The 20862-nt window shown below is 69.1% G+C and carries 13 protein-coding genes; 6 read left to right on the top strand and 7 right to left on the bottom strand.

All coding sequences use genetic code 11. The annotated features are described in order from the left end of the window. The first annotated feature begins 99 nt into the window (after positions 1 to 99). The gene (gene ppc, locus WS64_RS15235; protein ID WP_060966792.1) at positions 100 to 3129 is read left to right on the top strand and encodes a phosphoenolpyruvate carboxylase; all 3030 of its coding nucleotides are present in this window, start codon (positions 100 to 102) and stop codon (positions 3127 to 3129) included. A gap of 120 nt (positions 3130 to 3249) precedes the next feature. Here the strand turns inward: ppc and WS64_RS15230 are convergent, their stop codons facing one another. Next, positions 3250 to 4002 carry a class I SAM-dependent methyltransferase gene (locus WS64_RS15230; protein ID WP_060966791.1) on the bottom strand — a complete coding sequence of 251 codons (753 nt, stop codon included), beginning with the start codon at positions 4000 to 4002 and terminating at the stop codon, positions 3250 to 3252. Between the two features lie 226 nt (positions 4003 to 4228). Between WS64_RS15230 and WS64_RS15225 the strand changes: the two genes are divergently transcribed. The 3 genes from WS64_RS15225 (at position 4229) to WS64_RS15215 (ending at position 7340) form a co-directional block, all read left to right on the top strand. Then, on the top strand, positions 4229 to 5038 hold the full coding sequence (locus WS64_RS15225; protein WP_060966790.1) for a helix-turn-helix transcriptional regulator: 810 nt from the start codon (positions 4229 to 4231) through the stop codon (positions 5036 to 5038). A 104-nt stretch (positions 5039 to 5142) separates the two neighbouring features. After that, positions 5143 to 6552, top strand: a complete 1410-nt coding sequence (argH, locus tag WS64_RS15220) for an argininosuccinate lyase (RefSeq protein WP_060966789.1) — start codon at positions 5143 to 5145, stop codon at positions 6550 to 6552. Positions 6553 to 6656: 104 nt separating this feature from the next. Next, entirely contained in the window at positions 6657 to 7340 is a 684-nt protein-coding gene (locus WS64_RS15215) for an HAD family hydrolase (protein WP_060312128.1), read from the top strand. Positions 7341 to 7422: 82 nt separating this feature from the next. Here WS64_RS15215 and WS64_RS15210 read toward each other — a convergent pair whose 3' ends face one another. The 5 genes from WS64_RS15210 to apbC form a co-directional block, all read right to left on the bottom strand. Further along, positions 7423 to 8217: a lysozyme inhibitor LprI family protein gene (locus WS64_RS15210; RefSeq protein WP_059646326.1), complete on the bottom strand. Its 795-nt coding sequence runs from the start codon at positions 8215 to 8217 to the stop codon at positions 7423 to 7425. After that, positions 8217 to 10496, bottom strand: coding sequence for an arginine/lysine/ornithine decarboxylase (locus tag WS64_RS15205; RefSeq protein ID WP_060966788.1), 2280 nt, complete (start codon positions 10494 to 10496; stop codon positions 8217 to 8219). The genes WS64_RS15210 and WS64_RS15205 overlap by 1 nt, the downstream gene beginning before the upstream one ends. A gap of 81 nt (positions 10497 to 10577) precedes the next feature. Then, complete coding sequence (gene dcd, locus WS64_RS15200; protein WP_006398615.1) at positions 10578 to 11147, bottom strand: dCTP deaminase; 570 nt, start codon at positions 11145 to 11147, stop codon at positions 10578 to 10580. Between the two features lie 268 nt (positions 11148 to 11415). Beyond that, positions 11416 to 11952, bottom strand: a complete 537-nt coding sequence (gene sodC / locus WS64_RS15195) for a superoxide dismutase [Cu-Zn] (RefSeq protein ID WP_059576681.1) — start codon at positions 11950 to 11952, stop codon at positions 11416 to 11418. Positions 11953 to 12085: 133 nt separating this feature from the next. Beyond that, positions 12086 to 13177 (bottom strand): iron-sulfur cluster carrier protein ApbC, encoded by a 1092-nt coding sequence (gene apbC, locus WS64_RS15190; protein ID WP_059646323.1) that lies wholly within the window; start codon positions 13175 to 13177, stop codon positions 12086 to 12088. A 352-nt stretch (positions 13178 to 13529) separates the two neighbouring features. Between apbC and WS64_RS15185 the strand changes: the two genes are divergently transcribed. Further along, positions 13530 to 14177, top strand: coding sequence for a YiaD family glycine zipper/OmpA-like lipoprotein (locus tag WS64_RS15185; RefSeq protein ID WP_059576687.1), 648 nt, complete (start codon positions 13530 to 13532; stop codon positions 14175 to 14177). 378 nt (positions 14178 to 14555) lie between these two features. After that, a complete protein-coding gene (metG, locus tag WS64_RS15180) occupies positions 14556 to 16712 on the top strand; it encodes a methionine--tRNA ligase (protein WP_060966787.1) in 2157 nt (718 codons plus the stop codon). A 91-nt stretch (positions 16713 to 16803) separates the two neighbouring features. Here metG and WS64_RS15175 read toward each other — a convergent pair whose 3' ends face one another. Next, complete coding sequence (locus WS64_RS15175) at positions 16804 to 20856, bottom strand: translocation/assembly module TamB domain-containing protein (protein WP_060966786.1); 4053 nt, start codon at positions 20854 to 20856, stop codon at positions 16804 to 16806. Positions 20857 to 20862 lie beyond the last annotated feature (6 nt).

Raw genomic sequence — 20862 nt, 5'->3', positions numbered from 1 at the left:
GCCGTTGTGCGGATGTGCCGCACGTAGCTGGTTGCTTGACCGCAGTTCCCGCAGTTTCCGCAGTTCCTTTTGACTCGAGCTTTCCCAAGGAAACCCATCGTGAAGTCTTCCGGATCGGCGCGTACGGCGCGCCGCAATGCTGCCCTGTCCTCCTCCGACGCCTCGACGGACACCGTCGCCACCGCCGCGAACGGCCGTGCGAAAGCGGCAACGAAACCAACGGCAACGAAACCGAAAGACGCGATACGTCAGACAAAACGCACGACGAAAGCCGCCGGCCCCGCGGCCCGCGACGCCGTCGCACCGAAGGCCGGCACCCGCGCGCGCGACGACAAGGACCGCCCGCTGTTCGAGGACATCCGCTTCCTCGGCCGCCTGCTCGGCGACGTCGTGCGCGAACAGGAAGGCGATACGGTGTTCGACGTCGTCGAGACGATCCGCCAGACCGCGGTCAAGTTCCGCCGCGAGGACGACAGCGAAGCCGCGCAGACGCTCGAGAAGAAGCTGCGCAAGCTGACGCCGGAGCAGACGGTGAGCGTCGTACGCGCGTTCAGCTATTTCTCGCACCTCGCGAACATCGCGGAAGACCGCCACCACAACCGCCGCCGCCGCATCCACGCGCTGGCCGGCTCCGCGCCGCAGCCCGGCACGGTCGCGTACGCGCTCGACCAGCTGAAAACCACCGGCAACGCGTCGAAGCGCCTGCTGCAGCGCTTCTTCGACGATGCGCTGATCGTGCCGGTGCTGACCGCGCATCCGACCGAAGTGCAGCGCAAGAGCATCCTCGACGCGCAGCACGACATCGCGCGCCTGCTCGCCGAGCGCGACCAGGAGCTGACCGCGCGCGAGCGCCAGTACAACGAGGCGATGCTGCGCGCGCGCGTGACCGCGCTGTGGCAGACGCGCATGCTGCGCGACGCGCGCCTGACGGTCGGCGACGAGATCGAGAACGCGCTGTCGTACTACCGCGCGACGTTCCTCGACGAACTGCCCGCGCTGTACGGCGACATCGAGGCCGCGCTCGCCGAGCACGGCCTGTCGGCCCGCGTGCCCGCGTTCTTCCAGATGGGCAGCTGGATCGGCGGCGACCGCGACGGCAACCCGAACGTGACGGCCGCGACGCTCGACGAGGCGATCAACCGCCAGGCCGCGGTGATCCTCGAACACTATCTGGAACAGGTGCACAAGCTGGGCGCCGAGCTGTCGGTGTCGAACCTGCTGGTCGGCGCGAACGACGCGGTGAAGGCGCTCGCGGCCGCGTCGCCCGACCAGTCGCCGCACCGCGTCGACGAACCGTATCGCCGCGCACTGATCGGCATCTATACGCGGCTCGCCGCGAGCGCGCGCGTGCGTCTCGGCGAAGGTACGGTGCCGGTGCGCAGCGCCGGCCGCGGCGCGCCGCCCGTGCGTGCGGTCCCGTATGAAGATTCGGAAGCGTTCGTCGCCGACCTGAAGGTGCTGACCGCGTCGCTCGAAGAACACCACGGCGCGTCGCTCGCCGCGCCGCGCCTCGCGCCGCTCGTGCGCGCGGCCGAAGTGTTCGGCTTCCATCTCGCGAGCATCGACCTGCGCCAGAGTTCCGACATCCACGAGGCGGTGGTCGCCGAGCTGTTCGCGCGCGCGGGCGTCGAGGCCGACTATGCGGCGCTCGCCGAGGAAGACAAGCTGCGCGTGCTGCTCGCCGCGCTCGCCGATCCGCGCCCGCTGCGCTCGCCGTACATCGAATACTCGGCGCTCGCGCAAAGCGAACTCGGCGTGTTCGAGAAGGCGCGCGAGGTCCGCGCGCAATTCGGCGCGCGTGCGGTGCGCAACTACATCATTTCGCATACGGAAACCGTCAGCGACCTCGTCGAAGTCCTGCTGCTGCAGAAGGAGACGGGCCTGCTCGAAGGCACGCTCGGCGTGCCGGGCAGCGACGCGAAGAACAGCCTGATGGTGATCCCGCTGTTCGAGACGATCCCCGACCTGCGCGACGCGTCGCGCATCATGCGCGACTACTTCGCGCTGCCGGGCATCGACGCGCTGATCGCGCACCAGGGCGCCGAGCAGGAAGTGATGCTCGGCTACTCGGACAGCAACAAGGACGGCGGCTTCCTCACGTCGAACTGGGAGCTGTATCGCGCGGAACTCGCGCTCGTCGACCTGTTCCGCGAGCGCAAGATCACGCTGCGGCTGTTCCACGGGCGCGGCGGCACGGTCGGCCGCGGAGGCGGCCCGACCTACCAGGCGATCCTGTCGCAGCCGCCGGGCACCGTCAACGGCCAGATCCGCCTGACCGAACAGGGCGAGGTGATCGCGAGCAAGTTCTCGAACCCGTCGATCGGCCGGCGCAACCTCGAGACGGTCGTCGCCGCGACGCTCGAGGCGTCGCTGCTGCCGCAGTCGAACGCACCGGCGCAGTTGCCCGCGTTCGAGGCCGCGATGCAGACGCTGTCCGACTCGGCGATGGCCGCGTACCGCGCACTCGTCTACGAAACGCCGGGCTTCACCGATTACTTCTTCTCGTCGACGCCGATCACCGAGATCGCCGAGCTGAATATCGGCAGCCGCCCGGCGTCGCGCAAGCTGCAGGATCCGAAGCAGCGCAAGATCGAGGATCTGCGCGCGATTCCGTGGGGCTTCTCGTGGGGCCAGTGCCGGCTGCTGCTGACCGGCTGGTACGGCTTCGGCAGCGCGGTGAGCGCGTATCTCGACGGCGCCGGGGACGACGCCGAACGCGCGAAACGCGTCACGCTGCTGAAGAAGATGAACAAGACCTGGCCGTTCTTCTCGAACCTGCTGTCGAACATGGACATGGTGCTCGCGAAGACGGATCTCGCGGTCGCGTCGCGCTATGCGCAGCTCGTGCCCGATCGCAAGCTGCGCAAGCACGTGTTCGAGCGGATCGTCGCGGAATGGGAGCGCACGTCGCGGGCGCTCGCGGAAATCACCGGGCACGAAGGCCGCCTCGCGACCAACCCGCTGCTCGCGCGCTCGATCAAGAACCGCTTCCCGTATCTCGATCCGCTGAACCACCTGCAGGTCGAGCTGATCAAGCGTCACCGCGCGGGCGACACGAACGCGCGGCTGCGCCGCGGGATTCACCTGACGATCAACGGAATCGCGGCCGGCCTGCGCAACACCGGCTGATCCGCGGGCGGCGCGGGCGCGGTTTCGCGCCGGCCGGGATAACGAAAGCCGCGATACGCGTTCGTGCGTATCGCGACTTTTTTCATGCGATCGCGAAACGGCGCGGCGCGCGCCGCCCGCTCAGTGCGCGTCGATCAGCAACGCATCGTGCTCGAACGAACCGTCGGCCTGCACCGCGTAGTAGCCGCGCACCTCGTCCGGCGCATGCGCCCACAGCGCGCGGATGCCGGCGACACTGTCGGCCGGCGTGCGGATGCGCGCGACCCACGTATCGAAATCGATCGGCAGACGCCAGCGGCTGTGCACCCGCGCGTCGAAACCGGCTGCGCGGAACATCGCCAGCCATTCGTCCGCGCGGTAGTCGCGCACGTGCGACGCGTCGCGCAGCACTTCCGCGGCCTGCAGGTACGTATCCAGGAGCGGATGGTCGTTGCCCGCGATGTCGATCATCAGCACGCGGCCGCCCGGCTTCAGCACGCGGCGCACCTCGGCGAGCGCCGCGCGCAGGTCGTGCCAGTGGTGCGCGCTCATCCGGCTCACGACCCAGTCGAACGTCGCGGTGTCGAACGGCAGCCGCTCGGCCGGGCCCTGCTGCGTGCGGATGTTCGCGAGCCCGCGCTCGCGCGCGGCCGCATCGACGGTCGCAAGCATCGGCGCGGCGAGATCGTACGCGACCACCTCGCGCACGTGCGGCGCGACCGCGAAGCTCGCGTGGCCGGCACCGCAACCGAGGTCGAGCACCGCGGCGTCGGGCGTCGCGCTCACCGCGTCGGCGAGCGCCCGCAGGTCGGCGCCCGTCGCATGGACCGTGCTCGTCAGATAGGCGGCGGCCGTCGTGCCGAACGCGTCGGCGACCTGGTCGTGGTGTTTCATCGTTCGCTCCTTTCCTTGATGCCGTCGGCCGAACCCGACGCTTGCGCGCGCGATCCGGCCCCGTGCAACGTATTGTGGGGGATGCCCGCTGCCCTGCCAGCGCGCGAGCCGCTACAATAGGCCCGCATTTGTACCAGTACAAGTTAAGCAGTTATTCTGGTATTCGATCCACCTGCCTGATCGTTCGATCGTTGCCGCGTCTTCGCTTCCACTTCGCCGTTTCCGCATGAACCAGCCGTCCTCCGCCCTCGTCCCGCCGCTCGACGCCACGCCCGCCCGCGCGCTCGGCGAATTCATCCGCGCCCATCGCGAGCGGCTGTCGCCGCAGGCCGTCGGCCTGCCGCCCGGCCCGCGCCGCCGCACGCCGGGGCTGCGGCGCGAGGAAGTCGCGCAACTGTGCGGCGTGAGCCCGACCTGGTACACGTGGATCGAACAGGGCCGGCCCGTGTCGGCCTCCGCCGACGCGCTCGCCCGGATCGCCGTCGCGCTGCAGTTGTCGAAGGCCGAACGCGCCTACCTGTTCGAGCTGGCCGCGCAGCGCGACCCGGCCGAGCCCGACGTCGCGGGCGGCGACCTGCCGCCGACGCTCGCCGCGACCGTCGCCGCGATCGCGACGCCCGCCTACGTGCTCGACCGCCAATGGAACGCGCTCGCGTGGAACCCGCCGGCCGCCGCGCTCTTTTCCGGCTGGCTCGACGGCGAGCACGACCGCAACCTGCTGCGCTTCACGTTCATGTCGCCGGCTGCACGCACGCTGATCGTCGACTGGGAAACCCGCGCGCGGCGGCTCGCGGCCGAATTCCGCGCCGACGCGATCCGCCACCTGACCGACGCGCCGACGCGCGCGCTGATCGACGCGCTGACGGCCGGCAGCGACGCGTTCGCGCAGTACTGGGCGTCGCAGGACGTGTTCGAGCGCGAAGGCGGGCGACGCGAATTCGACCATCCGGCCAACGGCCGCCTCGTGTACCAGCAGATCACGCTGAAACCCGCGCACCGCGAGGACCTGAAGCTCGTCGTGCTGGTGCGCGACTGAGCGCGGCGGTCCCTGCCGGCCGCGGGCGGCCGGCCCGCGAATGTTAGAATCGCGGGATTCCCTCGGCGGCGCACGGCCGCCCAACTCCCCTTCGAAGAATCGCCATGACGTCCCAACTGCACAAAAAGGGCGAGGCCTGGTCGGCCCGCTTCTCGGAACCGATGTCGGAGCTGGTCAAGCGCTACACGTCGTCGGTGTTTTTCGACAAGCGCCTCGCGCTCGTCGACATCGCCGGCTCGCTCGCGCACGCGAACATGCTCGCCGCGCAGAAGATCATCAGCGCCGACGACCTGGCCGCGATCGAACGCGGGATGGCGCAGATCAAGGGCGAGATCGAGCGTGGCGAATTCGAATGGCAGCTCGACCTGGAAGACGTCCACCTGAACATCGAGGCGCGCCTGACCGCGCTGATCGGCGATGCCGGCAAGCGCCTGCATACGGGCCGCTCGCGCAACGACCAGGTCGCGACCGACATCCGCCTGTGGCTGCGCGGCGAGATCGACCGCATCGGCGGCCTGCTGAACGACCTGCGCGGCGCGCTGATCGACCTCGCGGAACAGAACGCCGACACGATCATGCCGGGCTTCACGCACCTGCAGGTCGCGCAGCCGGTCACGTTCGGCCACCACCTGCTCGCGTACGTCGAGATGTTCACGCGCGACGCGGAACGCATGCGCGACTGCCGCACCCGCGTGAACCGCCTGCCGCTCGGCGCGGCCGCGCTCGCCGGCACCAGCTATCCGATCGATCGCCACGCGGTCGCGAAGACGCTCGGCTTCGACGGCATCTGCGCGAACTCGCTCGACGCGGTGTCCGATCGCGACTTCGCGATCGAATTCACGGCGGCGTCGGCGCTCGTGATGACGCACGTGTCGCGTTTCTCCGAAGAGCTCGTGCTGTGGATGAGCCCGCGCGTCGGCTTCATCGACATCGCGGACCGCTTCTGCACCGGCAGCTCGATCATGCCGCAGAAGAAGAACCCCGACGTGCCCGAGCTCGCGCGCGGCAAGACCGGCCGCGTGAACGGCCACCTGATGGCGCTCCTCACGCTGATGAAGGGCCAGCCGCTCGCGTACAACAAGGACAACCAGGAAGACAAGGAACCGCTGTTCGACACGGTCGACACCGTCGCCGACACGCTGCGGATCTTCGCCGAGATGGTTGCCGGCATCACCGTGAAGCCGGACGCGATGCGCGCGGCCGCGCTGCAGGGCTTCTCGACCGCCACCGACCTCGCCGACTACCTGGTCAAGCGCGGCCTGCCGTTCCGCGACGCGCACGAAGCCGTCGCGCACGCGGTGAAGATCTGCGACGACCGAGGCATCGACCTCGCCGACCTGACGCTCGACGAAATGAAGCAGGAACTGCCGAACGTCGCGCACCTGATCGGCGACGACGTGTTCGGCTACCTGACGCTCGAAGGGTCGGTCGCGAGCCGCAACCACCCGGGCGGCACCGCGCCCGACCAGGTGCGTGCGGCCGTCAAGGCTGCCCGCGCCGCGCTGGGCCAGTAACGGCCCGCGGTTCCGGACGGACGCCCGCGGCGTCCGTTTTTCATTCGGGCGGCCATCGTGCCGCTCGTCGCCTTCCCCGCTTCACCGCTTCACGGATGCTCCCGATGACCTTCTCCGCCGCGCTCTTCGACATGGACGGCCTGCTCGTCGATTCCGAGCGGACCATCATGAACACGTGGATCGACGTGTCGAACGCGCACGGCGTCGTGCTGACCGAGATCGATTACCTGCAGATCGTCGGCCGCTCGTTCGCCGAAGGCCAGGTGATCCTCGCGCGGCTGATCGGCGACCCCGCTACGTTCGACGCGGTGCGCATCCGCGTGCGCGAACGGCTCGCCGCCCCCGAGCCCCATCCGAAGTTTCCGCTGAAGCCGGGCGCACTTGCGCTGCTCGACACGCTCGCGCAGGCCGGCATTCCGTGCGCGGTCGCGTCGTCGTCCGCGGGCGACGTGATCCGCGCGCGGCTCGACGCGGTCGGCGTGCTGCCGTTCTTCCGCGCGGTCGCGGGCGGCGACGAAGTCGCGCGCGGCAAGCCCGACCCGGCCGTCTACCGGCTCGCGGCCGAACGCCTCGGCGTGCCGGCCCACGCGTGCATCGCGTTCGAGGACAGCGACTTCGGCGCGCTGTCGGCCGCCGGCGCCGGCGCGGCGGTCGTCACCGTGCCCGACCTGAAGGCGCCGACGCCGGAGATCGTCGCGCTGAGCCTGCACGTGCTCGCGTCGCTCGACGATGCGCTCGCGCTCGTGCCGTCGTGGTTCGGGCTGCAGGGCATGTCGCAGCCGGCGTAGGCGATACACCGCGCCATGCAAAACGGGCACCCTCGGGTGCCCGTTTTGTCGTGTCGCCGGCTCGGCAGCGGCGCGGCAGCCGTTACCGGTTGCCGGCCGTCTCCGACAGCCGCTTCATCGTCGCGATGCGCGCGCCGATCAGGTCGACGCGCCCGTCCTCGCCGACGAGCGGCGCCGTCGCATCGCGGAACGCCACCCACGCGCGCTGCGCGCGCACGAGCGTCGCGGCCGAATGCGCGGGCATCTTGCGGCGCAGCTTCTGGTAATAGCGGTTCAGGTCGAACAGCGCGTGCTCGCACGCGGCATCCTGCGCACACGGCCGCACGCGGCGCAGCGCCGGCTCGCGCGGCGCGTTCGCCGGCTTGGCGCCGCCCTGCGCACCGCTCGTCGCCGCGACCGGCACGGCGGCGGGCGGTGGCGCATAGCGATCGGCCGCCCCGCGCAGCGCCAGCGCGCGATCGCGCACCGGCTGCAGTTGCAAGTCGGCGCTCGACATCGCATACGCGGTGCCGCGCGTCGTGTCGTATACGGCCTTCAGCAGCAGCACCTCGTCCTTGCGCCACGTGAGCCAGCGGCGCTGGCTGTCCTGCCAGCCGCGCTTCGCGTCGGCCGGCGCATCCTTCAACAGGCGCTGGTACGCGCCGTCCATCACTGCCTGCCACTGCTGCTGCGCCTCGCCCATGCACTGGATCTGCCCGGCCGGCGACGACCGGTCGCGCCGCGCGAGGCATTGCCGCATCGCGACGTCGATCGGGTCGGCCGCCGCGACTTCCGCATGGGCGACACCGGCGCCCGCGAGCCCCGTCAATCCTGCCGCCCAGACGACGAGCGCGGCCAGCGCCGCGCGCATCGTCCGGATTCGTCCATGCGTCGCCATCAGTCGCGCACGCAGTCGACGAAGTACTCGACGCGGCCGTTCACCTCTTCCGCGACGAGGCCGTGGATGTCGGTGTGGAAGCCCGGGAAGCGCTCGTTGAAGTCGCGCGCGAACCGCAGGTAGTTCACGATCGTCTTGTTGAAGCGCTCGCCCGGGATCAGCAGCGGAATGCCCGGCGGGTACGGCGTGAGCAGGATGCTCGTCACGCGGCCTTCGAGCTCGTCGAGCGGCACGCGGTCGATCTTGCGGTGCGCGAGCTTCGCGAACGCGTCCGACGGCTTCATCGCCGGCTCCATGTCCGACAGGTACATCTCGGTCGTCAGGCGCGCGATGTCGTTCGCGCGGTACACGTCGTGGATCTGCGTGCAGAGGTCGCGCAGGCCGACGCGCTCGTAGCGCGGATGCTGCGCGACGAATTCCGGCAGCACGCGCCACAGCGGCTGGTTGTTGTCGTAGTCGTCCTTGAACTGCTGCAGCTCCGTCACCATCGAGTTCCAGCGGCCCTTCGTGATGCCGATCGTGAACATGATGAAGAACGAGTACAGCCCGGTCTTCTCGACGATGATCCCGTGCTCGGCCAGGTACTTCGTGACGATCGCGGCCGGAATGCCGGTCTCGCCGAACTCGCCGTCGACGTCGAGCCCCGGCGTGATGATCGTCGCCTTGATCGGGTCGAGCATGTTGAAGCCTTCCGCGAGCGGGCCGAAGCCGTGCCAGTGGTCGTTCGGCTTCAGCATCCAGTCGTCGCGCGAACCGATGCCTTCCTCGGACAGGTTGTCCGGGCCCCACACGCTGAAGAACCAGTCGTCGCCGTATTCGGCGTCGACCTTGCGCATCGCGCGGCGGAAGTCGATCGCCTCGGCGATCGACTCCTCGACGAGCGCGGTGCCGCCCGGCGGCTCCATCATCGCGGCCGCGACGTCGCACGACGCGATGATCGCGTACTGCGGGCTCGTCGACGTATGCATCAGGTACGCCTCGTTGAAGCGGTGCTTGTCGAACGTGCGGTTCTCCGAATCCTGCACGACGATCTGCGACGCCTGCGAGATGCCCGCGAGCAGCTTGTGCGTCGAGTGCGTCGCGAACACGAGCGCGCCGGTGCGCGGACGGCCGTCGCCGATCGCGTGCATGTCGCGGTAGAACGGGTGGAACGTCGCGTGCGGCAGCCACGCTTCGTCGAAGTGCAGCGTGTCGAGCAGGTCGCCGAGCAGGTCCTTGATCATCTCGACGTTGTAGACGACGCCGTCGTACGTGCTCTGCGTGATCGTCAGAATGCGCGGCTTCATGTCCGGGTTCTGGCGCATCGCCTCGCGCGCGAACGGGTTCGCCTCGATCTTCCTGCGGATGTTCTCCGGCTTGAATTCGTCGCGCGGGATCGGCCCGATGATGCCGAAATGGTTGCGCGTCGGCGTGAGGAACACGGGGATCGCGCCCGTCATCGTGATCGCGTGCAGGATCGACTTGTGGCAGTTGCGGTCGACCAGCACGATGTCGCCGGGCGCGACCGTCGCATGCCAGACGATCTTGTTCGACGTCGACGTGCCGTTGGTCACGAAGAACAGGTGGTCGGCGCTGAAGATGCGCGCCGCATTGCGCTCGGACGCCGCGACCGGACCCGTGTGGTCGAGCAGCTGGCCGAGCTCGTCCACCGCGTTGCAGACGTCCGCGCGCAGCATGTTCTCGCCGAAGAACTGGTGGAACATCTGGCCGAGCGGGTTCTTCAGGAACGCGACGCCGCCCGAGTGACCGGGGCAGTGCCACGAGTACGAGCCTTCGTCCGCGTACTTGACGAGTTCCTTGAAGAACGGCGGCGCGAGCGAATCGAGATAGACCTTCGCCTCGCGGATGATGTGGCGCGCGACGAACTCCGGCGTGTCCTCGAACATGTGGATGAAGCCGTGCAGTTCGCGCAGGATGTCGTTCGGCAGATGGCGCGACGTGCGCGTCTCGCCGTACAGGAAGATCGGGATGTCCGCGTTGCGGCGGCGCACTTCGGTGACGAACGCGCGCAGCTCGATGATCGCGGTCGCGAGCTCGGGCAGCTCGCCGTCCGGGCCGGTTTCGCCGAGCATGAGTTCGTCGTCGTCGATCGACAGGATGAAGCACGACGCGCGGCTCGATTGCTGCGCGAACGACGTCAGATCGCCGTAGCTCGTGAGGCCGAGGACTTCGACGCCCTCCTTCTCGATCGCTTCGGCCAACGCCCGGATGCCGGAGCCCGAGATGTTCTCGGAGCGGAAATCTTCGTCGATGATGACGACGGGGAAACGAAACTTCATGGGCGATTCTCCAAAAAGAACGACCGCGGCGCGTCACGCGCAGCGGTCACCCGGAAACTGGTGAGACGTTATGCAACCAGATCAGGTTTTCGGCAGCGTGACACCGCGCTGCCCCTGATACTTGCCGCCGCGATCGGCGTACGACACGTCGCACACCTCGTCGCTTTCGAAGAAGAGAACCTGCGCGACGCCTTCGTTCGCGTAGATCTTCGCGGGCAACGGCGTGGTGTTCGAGAATTCCAGCGTGACGTAGCCTTCCCATTCGGGTTCGAACGGCGTCACGTTGACGATGATCCCGCAGCGCGCGTAGGTCGACTTGCCGAGGCAGACGGTGAGCACGGTGCGCGGGATGCGGAAATATTCGACGGTGCGGGCCAGCGCGAACGAGTTCGGCGGGATGATGCACACGTCGCCCTTGAAATCGACAAACGAACCCTCGTCGAAGTTCTTCGGATCGACGATCGTCGAGTTGATGTTCGTGAAGATCTTGAATTCGTCCGCGCAGCGGATGTCGTAGCCGTAGCTCGACGTGCCGTAGCTGACGATCCGGCGGCCGTCCTCGGACGCGCGGACCTGATCGGGCACGAACGGCTCGATCATCTTGTGCTCTTCGGCCATGCGCCGAATCCATTTGTCGGACTTGATGCTCATGCCAGCCTCCGCCGGGCCGTCCCAAGGGCGTAGCAGGGAATTCGCAGAGCACCGCTCTGCGCCTGCGCAGCCGGCCGGCTTTGCAAAGCCGGCCGTGGGCGGCTGGCCGTCCCGTCGGGGGACAACGAACGAAGTGAGCGTTGGGGTCGTTGCATATTCAGGGCGCCTGGAAACGCTGCGTGACAGTCGGTGGGGGCCTTACCCGCGAAGCGGCGGCCGGGAAAGGCGCACATTTTACGCGATCATCGGGCCACGCACGCGGCGGCCGTCAACGGATCACGCCGCACGCCAGCGCGGGCCCCGCGCCATGCTGCGCGAACGCCGGGTCGCTCGAGTCGCGGTGCACCAGCGCCGCCCGGTTCATCGCCGAGCGCACGCCATCGAGGGCCAGATCGGGCGCGACGATGAAGCCGGCCGCGACGCCGTTCGCGTCCGCATGGATGTTGCCGAGATCGCCGGCGACGCGCGCCCCGGCGCGCAGCCGGTCGGCGGCCGGCGCGAACACGGGGCCGGCGCTCGAGCCGTCGCCGGCGTTGCAGTCGCCGCGTTCGTGCACCTGCAGCGCGTGATCGCTGTTCGGCGGCAGGCCGACCAGGTTGTAGGTGACCTGCACGCCGTCCGGGCGCTCGACGAATGTCACCGCGCCGCGCGCCTGCGAGCCGACCGTCGGCTGCAGCTGCGCGTCGGCCCGTTTTTCGTGCGACGAGGAAAAGGAGGTACAGCCGGCCAGCAGGCCCAGCGCGGCGGCGGCCAGCAGCGCGCGCCGCGCGCGGCCGGCGCGCACGCCGTGATGTCGTTGTTTCATTCGATCCTCATGCCGGCTGGCGGCCGTTTGACACGGCGGCCGCGCCGGGCGGGTAAAGGGACCCGGGAAAAGTCGCCATGATACCGCGCCTCGCGGCGCCGTAAACAGCGTAAGGCCCCGCCCCGCAAGGGTTTTACGTATTTTGAACAACGATCGACGGGAACTTCGACGTCATGTCGCGCGATCGCTCGGCAATCGCCAGCGCGACCCCGCGCGCGATGTCGCGGTAGCGACGCGCGAGCGCGCCTTCGGGATCGGCCGCGACCGTCGGCGTGCCGCTGTCGGCGCGCTCGCGGATCGCGATGTCGAGCGGCAGGCTGCCGAGCACGTTCACGTCGTAATCCTTCGCCATCCGCTCGGCCCCACCGGCGCCGAAGATGTGCTCCTCGTGGCCGCAGTTCGAGCAGATGTGGATGCTCATGTTCTCGACGATGCCGAGGATCGGAATCCCGACCTTCTCGAACATCTTCAGTCCCTTCTTCGCGTCGAGCAGCGCGATGTCCTGCGGCGTCGTGACGATCACCGCCCCGGTGACGGGCACGCGCTGCGCGAGCGTGAGCTGGATGTCGCCGGTGCCCGGCGGCATGTCGACGATCAGGTAGTCGAGCTCGCGCCAGTTGGTCTGGCGCAGCAGTTGCTCGAGCGCGGACGTCGCCATCGGGCCGCGCCACACCATCGGGTTGTCTTCCTCGATCAGGAAGCCGATCGAGTTCGCCTGCAAGCCGTGGCCGACGAGCGGGTTCATCGATTGATTGTCGGGCGACTCGGGGCGCTGGCCGTGGATGCCGAGCATCGTCGGCAGCGACGGGCCGTAGATGTCGGCGTCGAGTATGCCGACCGACGCGCCTTCCGCCGCAAGCGCGAGCGCGAGGTTCACGGCCGTCGTGCTCTTGCCGACGCCGCCCTTGCCCGACGCGACCGCGACGATGTTCTTCACATTCGGCAACAACTTCACGCCGCGCTGCACCGTATGCGCGACGATTTCCTGCGACACGGCGACGCGTGCGTCGCGCACGCCCGGCACGCCCTGGAGCGCCGCGGCGACGCGCGCGCGCACGTCGTCGTGCTGGCTGCGCGCGGGATAACCGAGCACCACGTCGAGCGCCACGACGTCGCCGTCGATCGCGACGTTGCGCACGCCCTTGTTCGCCGCATACGGGCGGCCGGTATTGGGGTCGACGACTGCCGCCAGCGCGGCGTCGACTTGTGCCCGGTCAATGCTCATCAAGACTCCGTGAAAACGTTTTTCTCGCGCGCAAACGTCAAAAAATATCAAATTACGCTGCGAAAATCGGGAAAAGTGAAAGAATCTGTTGCACGCCATTGCGCGAACGCGCGAGCCGGCGCACTCTTCGCGTGCGGCATGCTATAGGGCCAAATCGGCCACTCACCGCCTATATTGTAGAGGCTGACGCGTCGCCCCGCCCGAACAGCCCCGCTGACGGACAGGGCATGCGAGCGCCTCGGCGGCTGCCGCGAGCGCAGGCCGGCCCTCCTTTTTCGGACGGCCCGCGCAGGGAGCCATAACTGTTGTTTGTCGTCGTTGTCGACTCGTTCAACCAAGAGAGGAATCCAAGATGAACATGAAAATCGCGACTCGCCTGTCCGTCTTCGCACTCGCCGGCGCACTGCTGGCAGGCTGCGCCACGCAGCAAGGCAACAATACGGCCGTCGGCACCGGCACGGGCGCGGCGCTGGGCGCAGGGATCGGCGCACTGGCCGGCGGCGGCAAGGGCGCGGCGATCGGCGCGGGCGTCGGCGCACTGGTTGGCGGCGTGACGGGTTACAACTGGCAAGCGATCAAGAACAAGCTCGCGCCGTCGGCGGCGCAGACGGGCACGCAGGTCACCGAGCAGCCGGACGGCTCGCTGAAGCTGAACGTGCCGAGCTCGGTCACGTTCGCGACGAACCAGTACGCGATCACGCCGGCGTTCACGCCGCTGCTGAACGACCTCGCGACGACGCTGAACCAGAACCCGCAACTGACGGCGTCGATCGTCGGCTACACGGACAGCACGGGCTCGGCGCAGCTGAACCAGACGCTGTCGCAGAACCGTGCGCAAAGCGTCGTGAACGCGCTCGTGCAGCGCGGCGTGAACGGCGGTCGTCTGTCGGCGCAAGGCATGGGCCCGTCGAACCCGATCGCGGACAACGCGACCGAAGCCGGTCGCGCCCAGAACCGCCGCGTCGAGATCTACCTGCGCGCGCCGCAACAGCATCAGTAAGCACGACCACGAGGGGAAACGTGCGGGCACCGTGCCCGCACAGCCCCGCCCGGCAAGGCTTTGGGCGGGGCCGGTAACAAATCGAAAAAATTTTCGAACTTCTGTCGCAGGCCGTGGTCAGTATTTACGGTACGCGGCTGGTGTTGCCGGCGCGTCACCATTCTCCTCTTGTCGTTGTTGCTCCGGGGCCGTATCCGCCCCGGTTTTTTTTGCCCGCCGAATTCGTGCTGCAGCGCAGCACAACACGGCCGGGCACGCCGCACGTGCGGCCTCGTCCCCGCTGCCGCCCCGTCGCGGCGCATGCTCGCCGCGCGGGTCCGCGCCCCTGCTAGAATCGCAGTTTCCCGTCGTTTTTCCCGCTGTTCTTCTCCAGACCCTATGTCCGCATCCGACCTCACTTCCGTGCAGGCTGCGGCGCCGCAAGGCGGCCGCCAGATCCTCGTTACGTCCGCCCTGCCCTATGCCAACGGGCAGATCCACATCGGCCACCTGGTCGAGTACATCCAGACCGACATCTGGGTGCGGACGCTGCGCATGCATGGCCACGAGGTCTACTACATCGGCGCCGACGATACGCACGGCACGCCGATCATGCTGCGCGCGGAGGCGGAAGGCCTGACCCCGAAGCAGCTGATCGACCGCGTGTGGGCCGAGCACAAGCGCGACTTCGACAGCTTCGGCGTGTCGTTCGACAACTTCTACTCGACCGATTCGGACGAGAACCGCGTGCTGAGCGAGAAGATCTATCTCGCGCTGCGGGAAGCCGGCCTGATCGCCGAACGCGAAATCGAGCAGGCCTACGATCCGGTCAAGGAAATGTTCCTGCCGGACCGCTTCATCAAGGGCGAGTGCCCGAAGTGCCACGCGAAGGACCAGTACGGCGACAGCTGCGAAGTGTGCGGCTCCACCTACCTGCCGACCGAGCTGCTGAACCCGTATTCGGTCGTGTCGGGCGCGACGCCGGTGCGCAAGACCTCGAAGCACTACTTCTTCCGCCTGTCCGACCCGCGCTGCGAATCGTTCCTGCGCGAATGGGTGAGCGGCCTCGCGCAGCCCGAGGCGACCAACAAGATGCGCGAATGGCTCGGCGACGCCGGCGAAGCCAAGCTCGCCGACTGGGACATCTCGCGCGACGCGCCGTACTTCGGCTTCGAGATCCCGGGCGCGCCCGGCAAGTATTTCTACGTGTGGCTCGACGCGCCGGTCGGCTACTACGCGAGCTTCAAGAACCTGTGCGCGCGCAACGGCGTCGATTTCGATGCGTGGATCCGCCCCGGCTCGAAGGCCGAGCAGTACCACTTCATCGGCAAGGACATCCTGTACTTCCACACGCTGTTCTGGCCCGCGATGCTCGAGTTCTCGGGCCACCGCACGCCGACCAACGTGTTCGCGCACGGCTTCCTGACGGTCGACGGCGCGAAGATGTCGAAGTCGCGCGGCACGTTCATCACCGCGCAGAGCTACATCGACACGGGCCTGAACCCCGAGTGGCTGCGCTACTACTTCGCCGCGAAGCTGAACGCGACGATGGAAGACATCGACCTGAACCTCGACGACTTCCAGGCGCGCGTGAACAGCGATCTCGTCGGCAAGTACGTGAACATCGCGAGCCGCGCGGCCGGCTTCCTGATCAAGCGTTTCGACGGCCGCGTGCAGGACAGCGCGATGAACCATCCGCTCGTCGCGAAGCTGCGCGATGCCATTGCGCAGATCGCCGCGAGCTACGAAGCACGCGAATACGGCCGCGCGCTGCGCCACACGATGGAGCTCGCGGACGAAGTGAACGCGTACGTCGACGGCGCGAAGCCGTGGGATCTCGCGAAGGATCCGGCCAACGCGGTCGCGCTGCACGAGACCTGCAGCGTGAGCCTCGAGGCGTTCCGCCTGCTGTCGCTCGCGCTGAAGCCGGTGATACCGCGCGTCGCCGAAGCGGTCGAAGCGTTCTTCGGGATCGCGCCGCTCGCGTGGGCCGATGCCGCGAAGCCGCTGTCGTCGGCGCAGCCGATCAAGGCGTACCAGCACCTGATGACGCGCGTCGATGCGAAGCAGATCGAAGCGCTGCTGGCCGCGAACCGCGATTCGCTGCAGGCCGCGGCAACGGGTGCGGCCGCCGCGAGCGCGAACGCCGCGAAGGACGCGAAGAACAACGCCAAGGCGAACGCGAAGCCGGCCGCCGTGAACGGCGCCGACGACGCGCCGATCTCGATCGACGATTTCGCGAAGATCGACCTGCGCATCGCGAAGATCGTCGCGTGCCAGGCCGTCGAAGGCTCGGACAAGCTGCTGCAGCTCACGCTCGACGTCGGCGAGGAAAAGACCCGCAACGTGTTCTCGGGCATCAAGTCCGCGTACCAGCCCGAGCAACTCGTCGGCAAGCTGACGGTGATGGTGGCGAACCTCGCGCCGCGCAAGATGAAGTTCGGCCTGTCCGAAGGGATGGTGCTCGCCGCGTCGGCCACCGACGAGAAGGCGGAACCGGGCCTCTACATCCTCGAGCCGCACAGCGGCGCGAAGCCGGGCATGCGCGTGAAGTAAGCGCAACGCGCTGCTGCCGGCGCAAAAAAGCCCCGCACGAGTCGAATCGTGCGGGGCTTTTTTATCGTCGCCCGGTACGCCGTGCCCGCCCTCACCGCTGCCCGAACCACCGATCGAAGCGCCGCGTGTAGTTCAGGTCGACACCCTGGAACGTGCCGCCGTACGCCGACACCGACCAGAAGCGCGTCAGGTTGATCGTCGCCTTGAACGCGTTGCTCGCCGATTGCAGCCCCTGCTCGAAGCCGAGCACGAAGCGCTCGTTGATCGCCTTCGACACCAGCACGACCTGCGGATCGGTCAGGCCGACTTCGCTGCGGCCGACCGACACCTCGTCGAGACCGAAAGTCTGTGCGACACGCTTGCCGGTCACGCTGCCGAGCAGCCCGAGCGCCGCCGTCATCGCGCCCTGCTGGCCGACGTTGTTGCCCTGGTCGGTACCGTGCCCGAACAGCAGCCACGACAGCTTTTCGTTGTCGGTGACGTTCGGCTCCGACACGAGCTTGACCGTCGGCGACTGGATCGTGCCGACCACCTGCACACCGGCCTCGACCTCCTGGTTGCGCCGCATCGCGAGAATGTTCACGCCCGGATTCGACACCGGGCCGTTGAACGTGAAGAAGCCGTTCTCGATCGCGAGCTTGCGGCCGAACGTCGTGTACGTCGAGCCTTCGGTCACGCGCACGTTGCCGACCGCGCGCAGCGGCACGCCCGGCGCGCTCATCACGGTGATCGTGCCGCGCAGCCCGAGATCCGCGCCGTGGCCCTTGAAGCGGAAGTTGTTGCCGAGGCCGACGTCGATGTTCGCGCGCGGCGCCAGCGACGGCGCCGGCTTGTTGTCGACCGGCTTCGGCTTCGCGGCCGCGGTGCCGGTCGGCGTCTCGCCGCGCACCGTGCCGTCCGGCTGCACGATCACGACGTCGTCGGACAGGTGCGGCGCCGATTGCTCGGGCAGGTCGAACAGCGCGCGATCGACCATGAACTTGCCGTCGATCGACAGCGCGCCGCGCGGCCCGTCGTTCGCGACGGTGGCCTTGCCCGACAGCGACAGCTTGCGGTCGGGCGCCGCGAACAGTTCGAGCTTGTCCGCGACGATGCTCGCGGTCAGGTCCGGCGCCTCGCCGTCGAGGCGCACGCGGCCGAGCGCGCGCAGCGTGCCGTCGCCGCCGTGGAACTCGACCTGCTGGAATTCGACGAGGTTGTCCGACAGCTTCACGCGCACGATGCCGTCCTTCAACTGCACGCCCTGATCGATCAGCGTCGCGGACAGCTCGTCGCCGGTCAGCGTCCCCGACAGGTTCGGTTTCACCGGCGTGCCGGAGACGGTCAATTTCAGCGCCGCGCGCCCACCGAGCAGGTAGCTCGGCCCGAACAGGTTGCCGGTCGTCTTCAGCGCCGGGATGTCGGCGTCGATGCGGCCCGACAGCGGACCGTCGTCGACGATGCCGAACACGCCGTCGCGCAGCGCGAACGGCACCGCGACGTTCGCGTCGAGCGTGCCGATCCGGCTCGCCTTCGCGAGCGCCGTCACGTTGAGCCGGTTGCCGGGCGCGAAGCTCGCGCGTGCGGACAGGTCGGTCAGGCCGAGCGACGCGATGCCGCGCCCGGTCTCGATCGTCACGTCGCCGCCGCGGCGCTTCACCTGCACGTAGCCCGTCGCGTTCGCGCCGAGCGAGAAATCCCAGTCGGCATCGAGCACGACGTCGGTCCGCACCGGCGGCCGCTGGCCGGTCAGCGCCTGGCGCACCTCGAGGAAACGCGCGACCGACGCGCCCGTCACGGCGCCCGCCGAGCGCATCTGGCCGCGATCGAACACGAATGATTTCAGGTCGATCGCCGCGCCTTCGAGCGTCAGCCGCGTCGCGCCGAGCGTCACGCGGCCGGCGCCGGCCGATATCGTCAGCGGCGCCTGCAGCGCGAGCGCCGGCGTGCCGCGATTCGCGAGCCGCGTGACGGTGCCGTCCCAGCGCATGCCGTCGCGGTTCTCGACCACACCGCCGTTCGCCGCGAGCGTCAGGTCGATCACGCGGCCGCCGGCCACCCCGAGCGCCGATGCGTCGAGCGTGTGCTTCGCGCGCGTGCCGTCGAGGTTCGCGCGCAACGACTTCAACTGGAACGACCCGAGCGCGATGTCGGCCGCGTCGGCCGTGAACACGAGGGCGCCGTGCGCGCCGTCGCGGATGTCCGCGCGGCCCTGCGCGGTGCCGATCCGGTTCGAACCGACGACGACGTGCTCGGCCTTGTAGGTGGCCGTCACGTTCGGATGCGCGAAGCTGCCGGTCAGGTCGCCCTGCGCCTGCACGAGCCCTTCGACGCCGAAGCCGAGCCGGTCGAGCTGCGGCGCGTCGACGACGAAGCGCAGCCGGTCGCCGGGTGCGCCGAAGCTGCCGCGCAGGTCGACGTGGTTGCCGGCGATCGACAGGTTCGCGTTGCTCGGCAGGATCCGCGAGCCGGCGAGCTGCACGACGCCGGCGCCCGTCAGCGGCACGCCGTCGTACAGGCTGTCGGCGAGCTTGAAGGTCGCCTTCGTCGACACTTGCGGCGCGAACCCGCCCGACGCGGTCAGCGTGCCCGACACGCGCGTCTCGCCGCGCTTGGCCGGCGCCTTGGCGGCCTTCGCCGGCGCGTTGCCGCCGCCCGCCTTCGGCGCGCTCGCCGCGGCGAGCAGCAGCGGATCGAACGCGGTCAGCGTCGCCTTCGCGTCATAGGTCGAATGCGCGTCGTGGCGGAACACGCCCGTCAGGTCGATGCGCCCCTTGCCGGCCGTCACGCGCGTGTCGGTCAGCACGGTCTGCTGCCGCGTCAGCGCGACCTTGGCGCGCGCGCCGAGCGCGAGCTTCGGGTCGTTCAGGTTGAAATCGACGGTCGTCACGTCGCCCGCGAGCGTCACGCCAAGCGGGCCGCCGAGGCGCATCGGCCGCAGCTCGGCGACGAACGCGTTCAGGTCGAGGTTCGCGACCTTCAGGTCGAAGCGGCCCTTGCCGCCCGCAAGCGTACCGCCGCCGGTCACGCTGCCGTCGCGGATCAGCTTCAGCGCGAGGCCGTCGATGCGCTGCGCGTGTGCGTCGAGATGCACGGTCGCGTGCGCGTCGATCACCGGCAGCAGATGGTCGCCGAGCGTGCCCGGCTTCGCGTTGACGATCGACACCGGGCCCGTCACCGCGAAGCCCTTCGCGGGCGCGGAGCCCGCCGGCGCGCTCACCGGCGCGAGTGCCGCGCGCACCGCGAGATCGGCCGCGGGCGCGCCGGGCGACAGCGCCTGCGGGTTCACGTGGTCGAACGCGAGCGACGCGCGCGTGAGCGGCACCGGGCCGAACGGCGCGGCCTCGACGTGCGCGCGCCCGTTCAGCTTCATCCCGCTCGCGTCGACGTCGGCGACGAGCGCTTCGAGCGAGCCCGACACACGGGCCCGCGCGTCGACCGGCTCGTCGGACAGCTTGCCGGCGTAGGTCGCCTCGCCCGTCAGCGCGAACGGCTTCACGCCGTCGAGCTTCGCGCGCGCGGTCAGCGCGCCGTACGGCGTATCGACGCCGTCGAGCACGAGTTCATGGTGACGGCCGTCGCTGCGGCCGTTCAGCGCGAGATGGTCGAGCTGCGTCGTCGAGCCGCCGTCGTGAATGGCGAGGCGATCGACGCGCAGGTCGTCGATCCGCACCTGCAGCGGCAGGCTCAGGTTCTGCGGCGTCGTACTCGGCGTCGACGGCCCCGGCGCGATCCGCACGTCGATCGTGCCGGCGCGCAGATACGCGATGGACAGCCGCCACGGCGCGCGCGTCAGCGCCCAGCGGCCGTCGAGCCGGTCGATGCGAACCTCGGTGCCGGTGCCGTCGGGGCTCGTCCACGCGAACCCGCGCAAGCGCACGCCGGTCGCGAGCGAGCCGCCGTCGAGCGTGCCCGCGAGCCGCGTGCCGAGCACCTTGCCGGCCGCCTGCCACGCGAGCCGCGTGCCGCGCTCCGTCGTCACCGCCCCCACCACGAGCCCCGCCGCCAGCACGACGAGCAGCACGAGCGACACGAGCGTCCACGCGAGAACACGCCACGCGCGGCCGCGCCGCGGCGCGCGCGGCGGCCGCGGCGGCGTATCGGGCGCGCCGTCGGGCGAATCCGGATCGTGAGGCGGCGGCGTGTCGTTCGGGTCCTTCGTCATGCGGTT

It is taken from the genome of Burkholderia anthina, from assembly GCF_001547525.1.
Taxonomy (GTDB): Bacteria; Pseudomonadota; Gammaproteobacteria; order Burkholderiales; family Burkholderiaceae; genus Burkholderia; species Burkholderia semiarida.
This window is presented reverse-complemented; position numbering and strand designations above follow the sequence as displayed.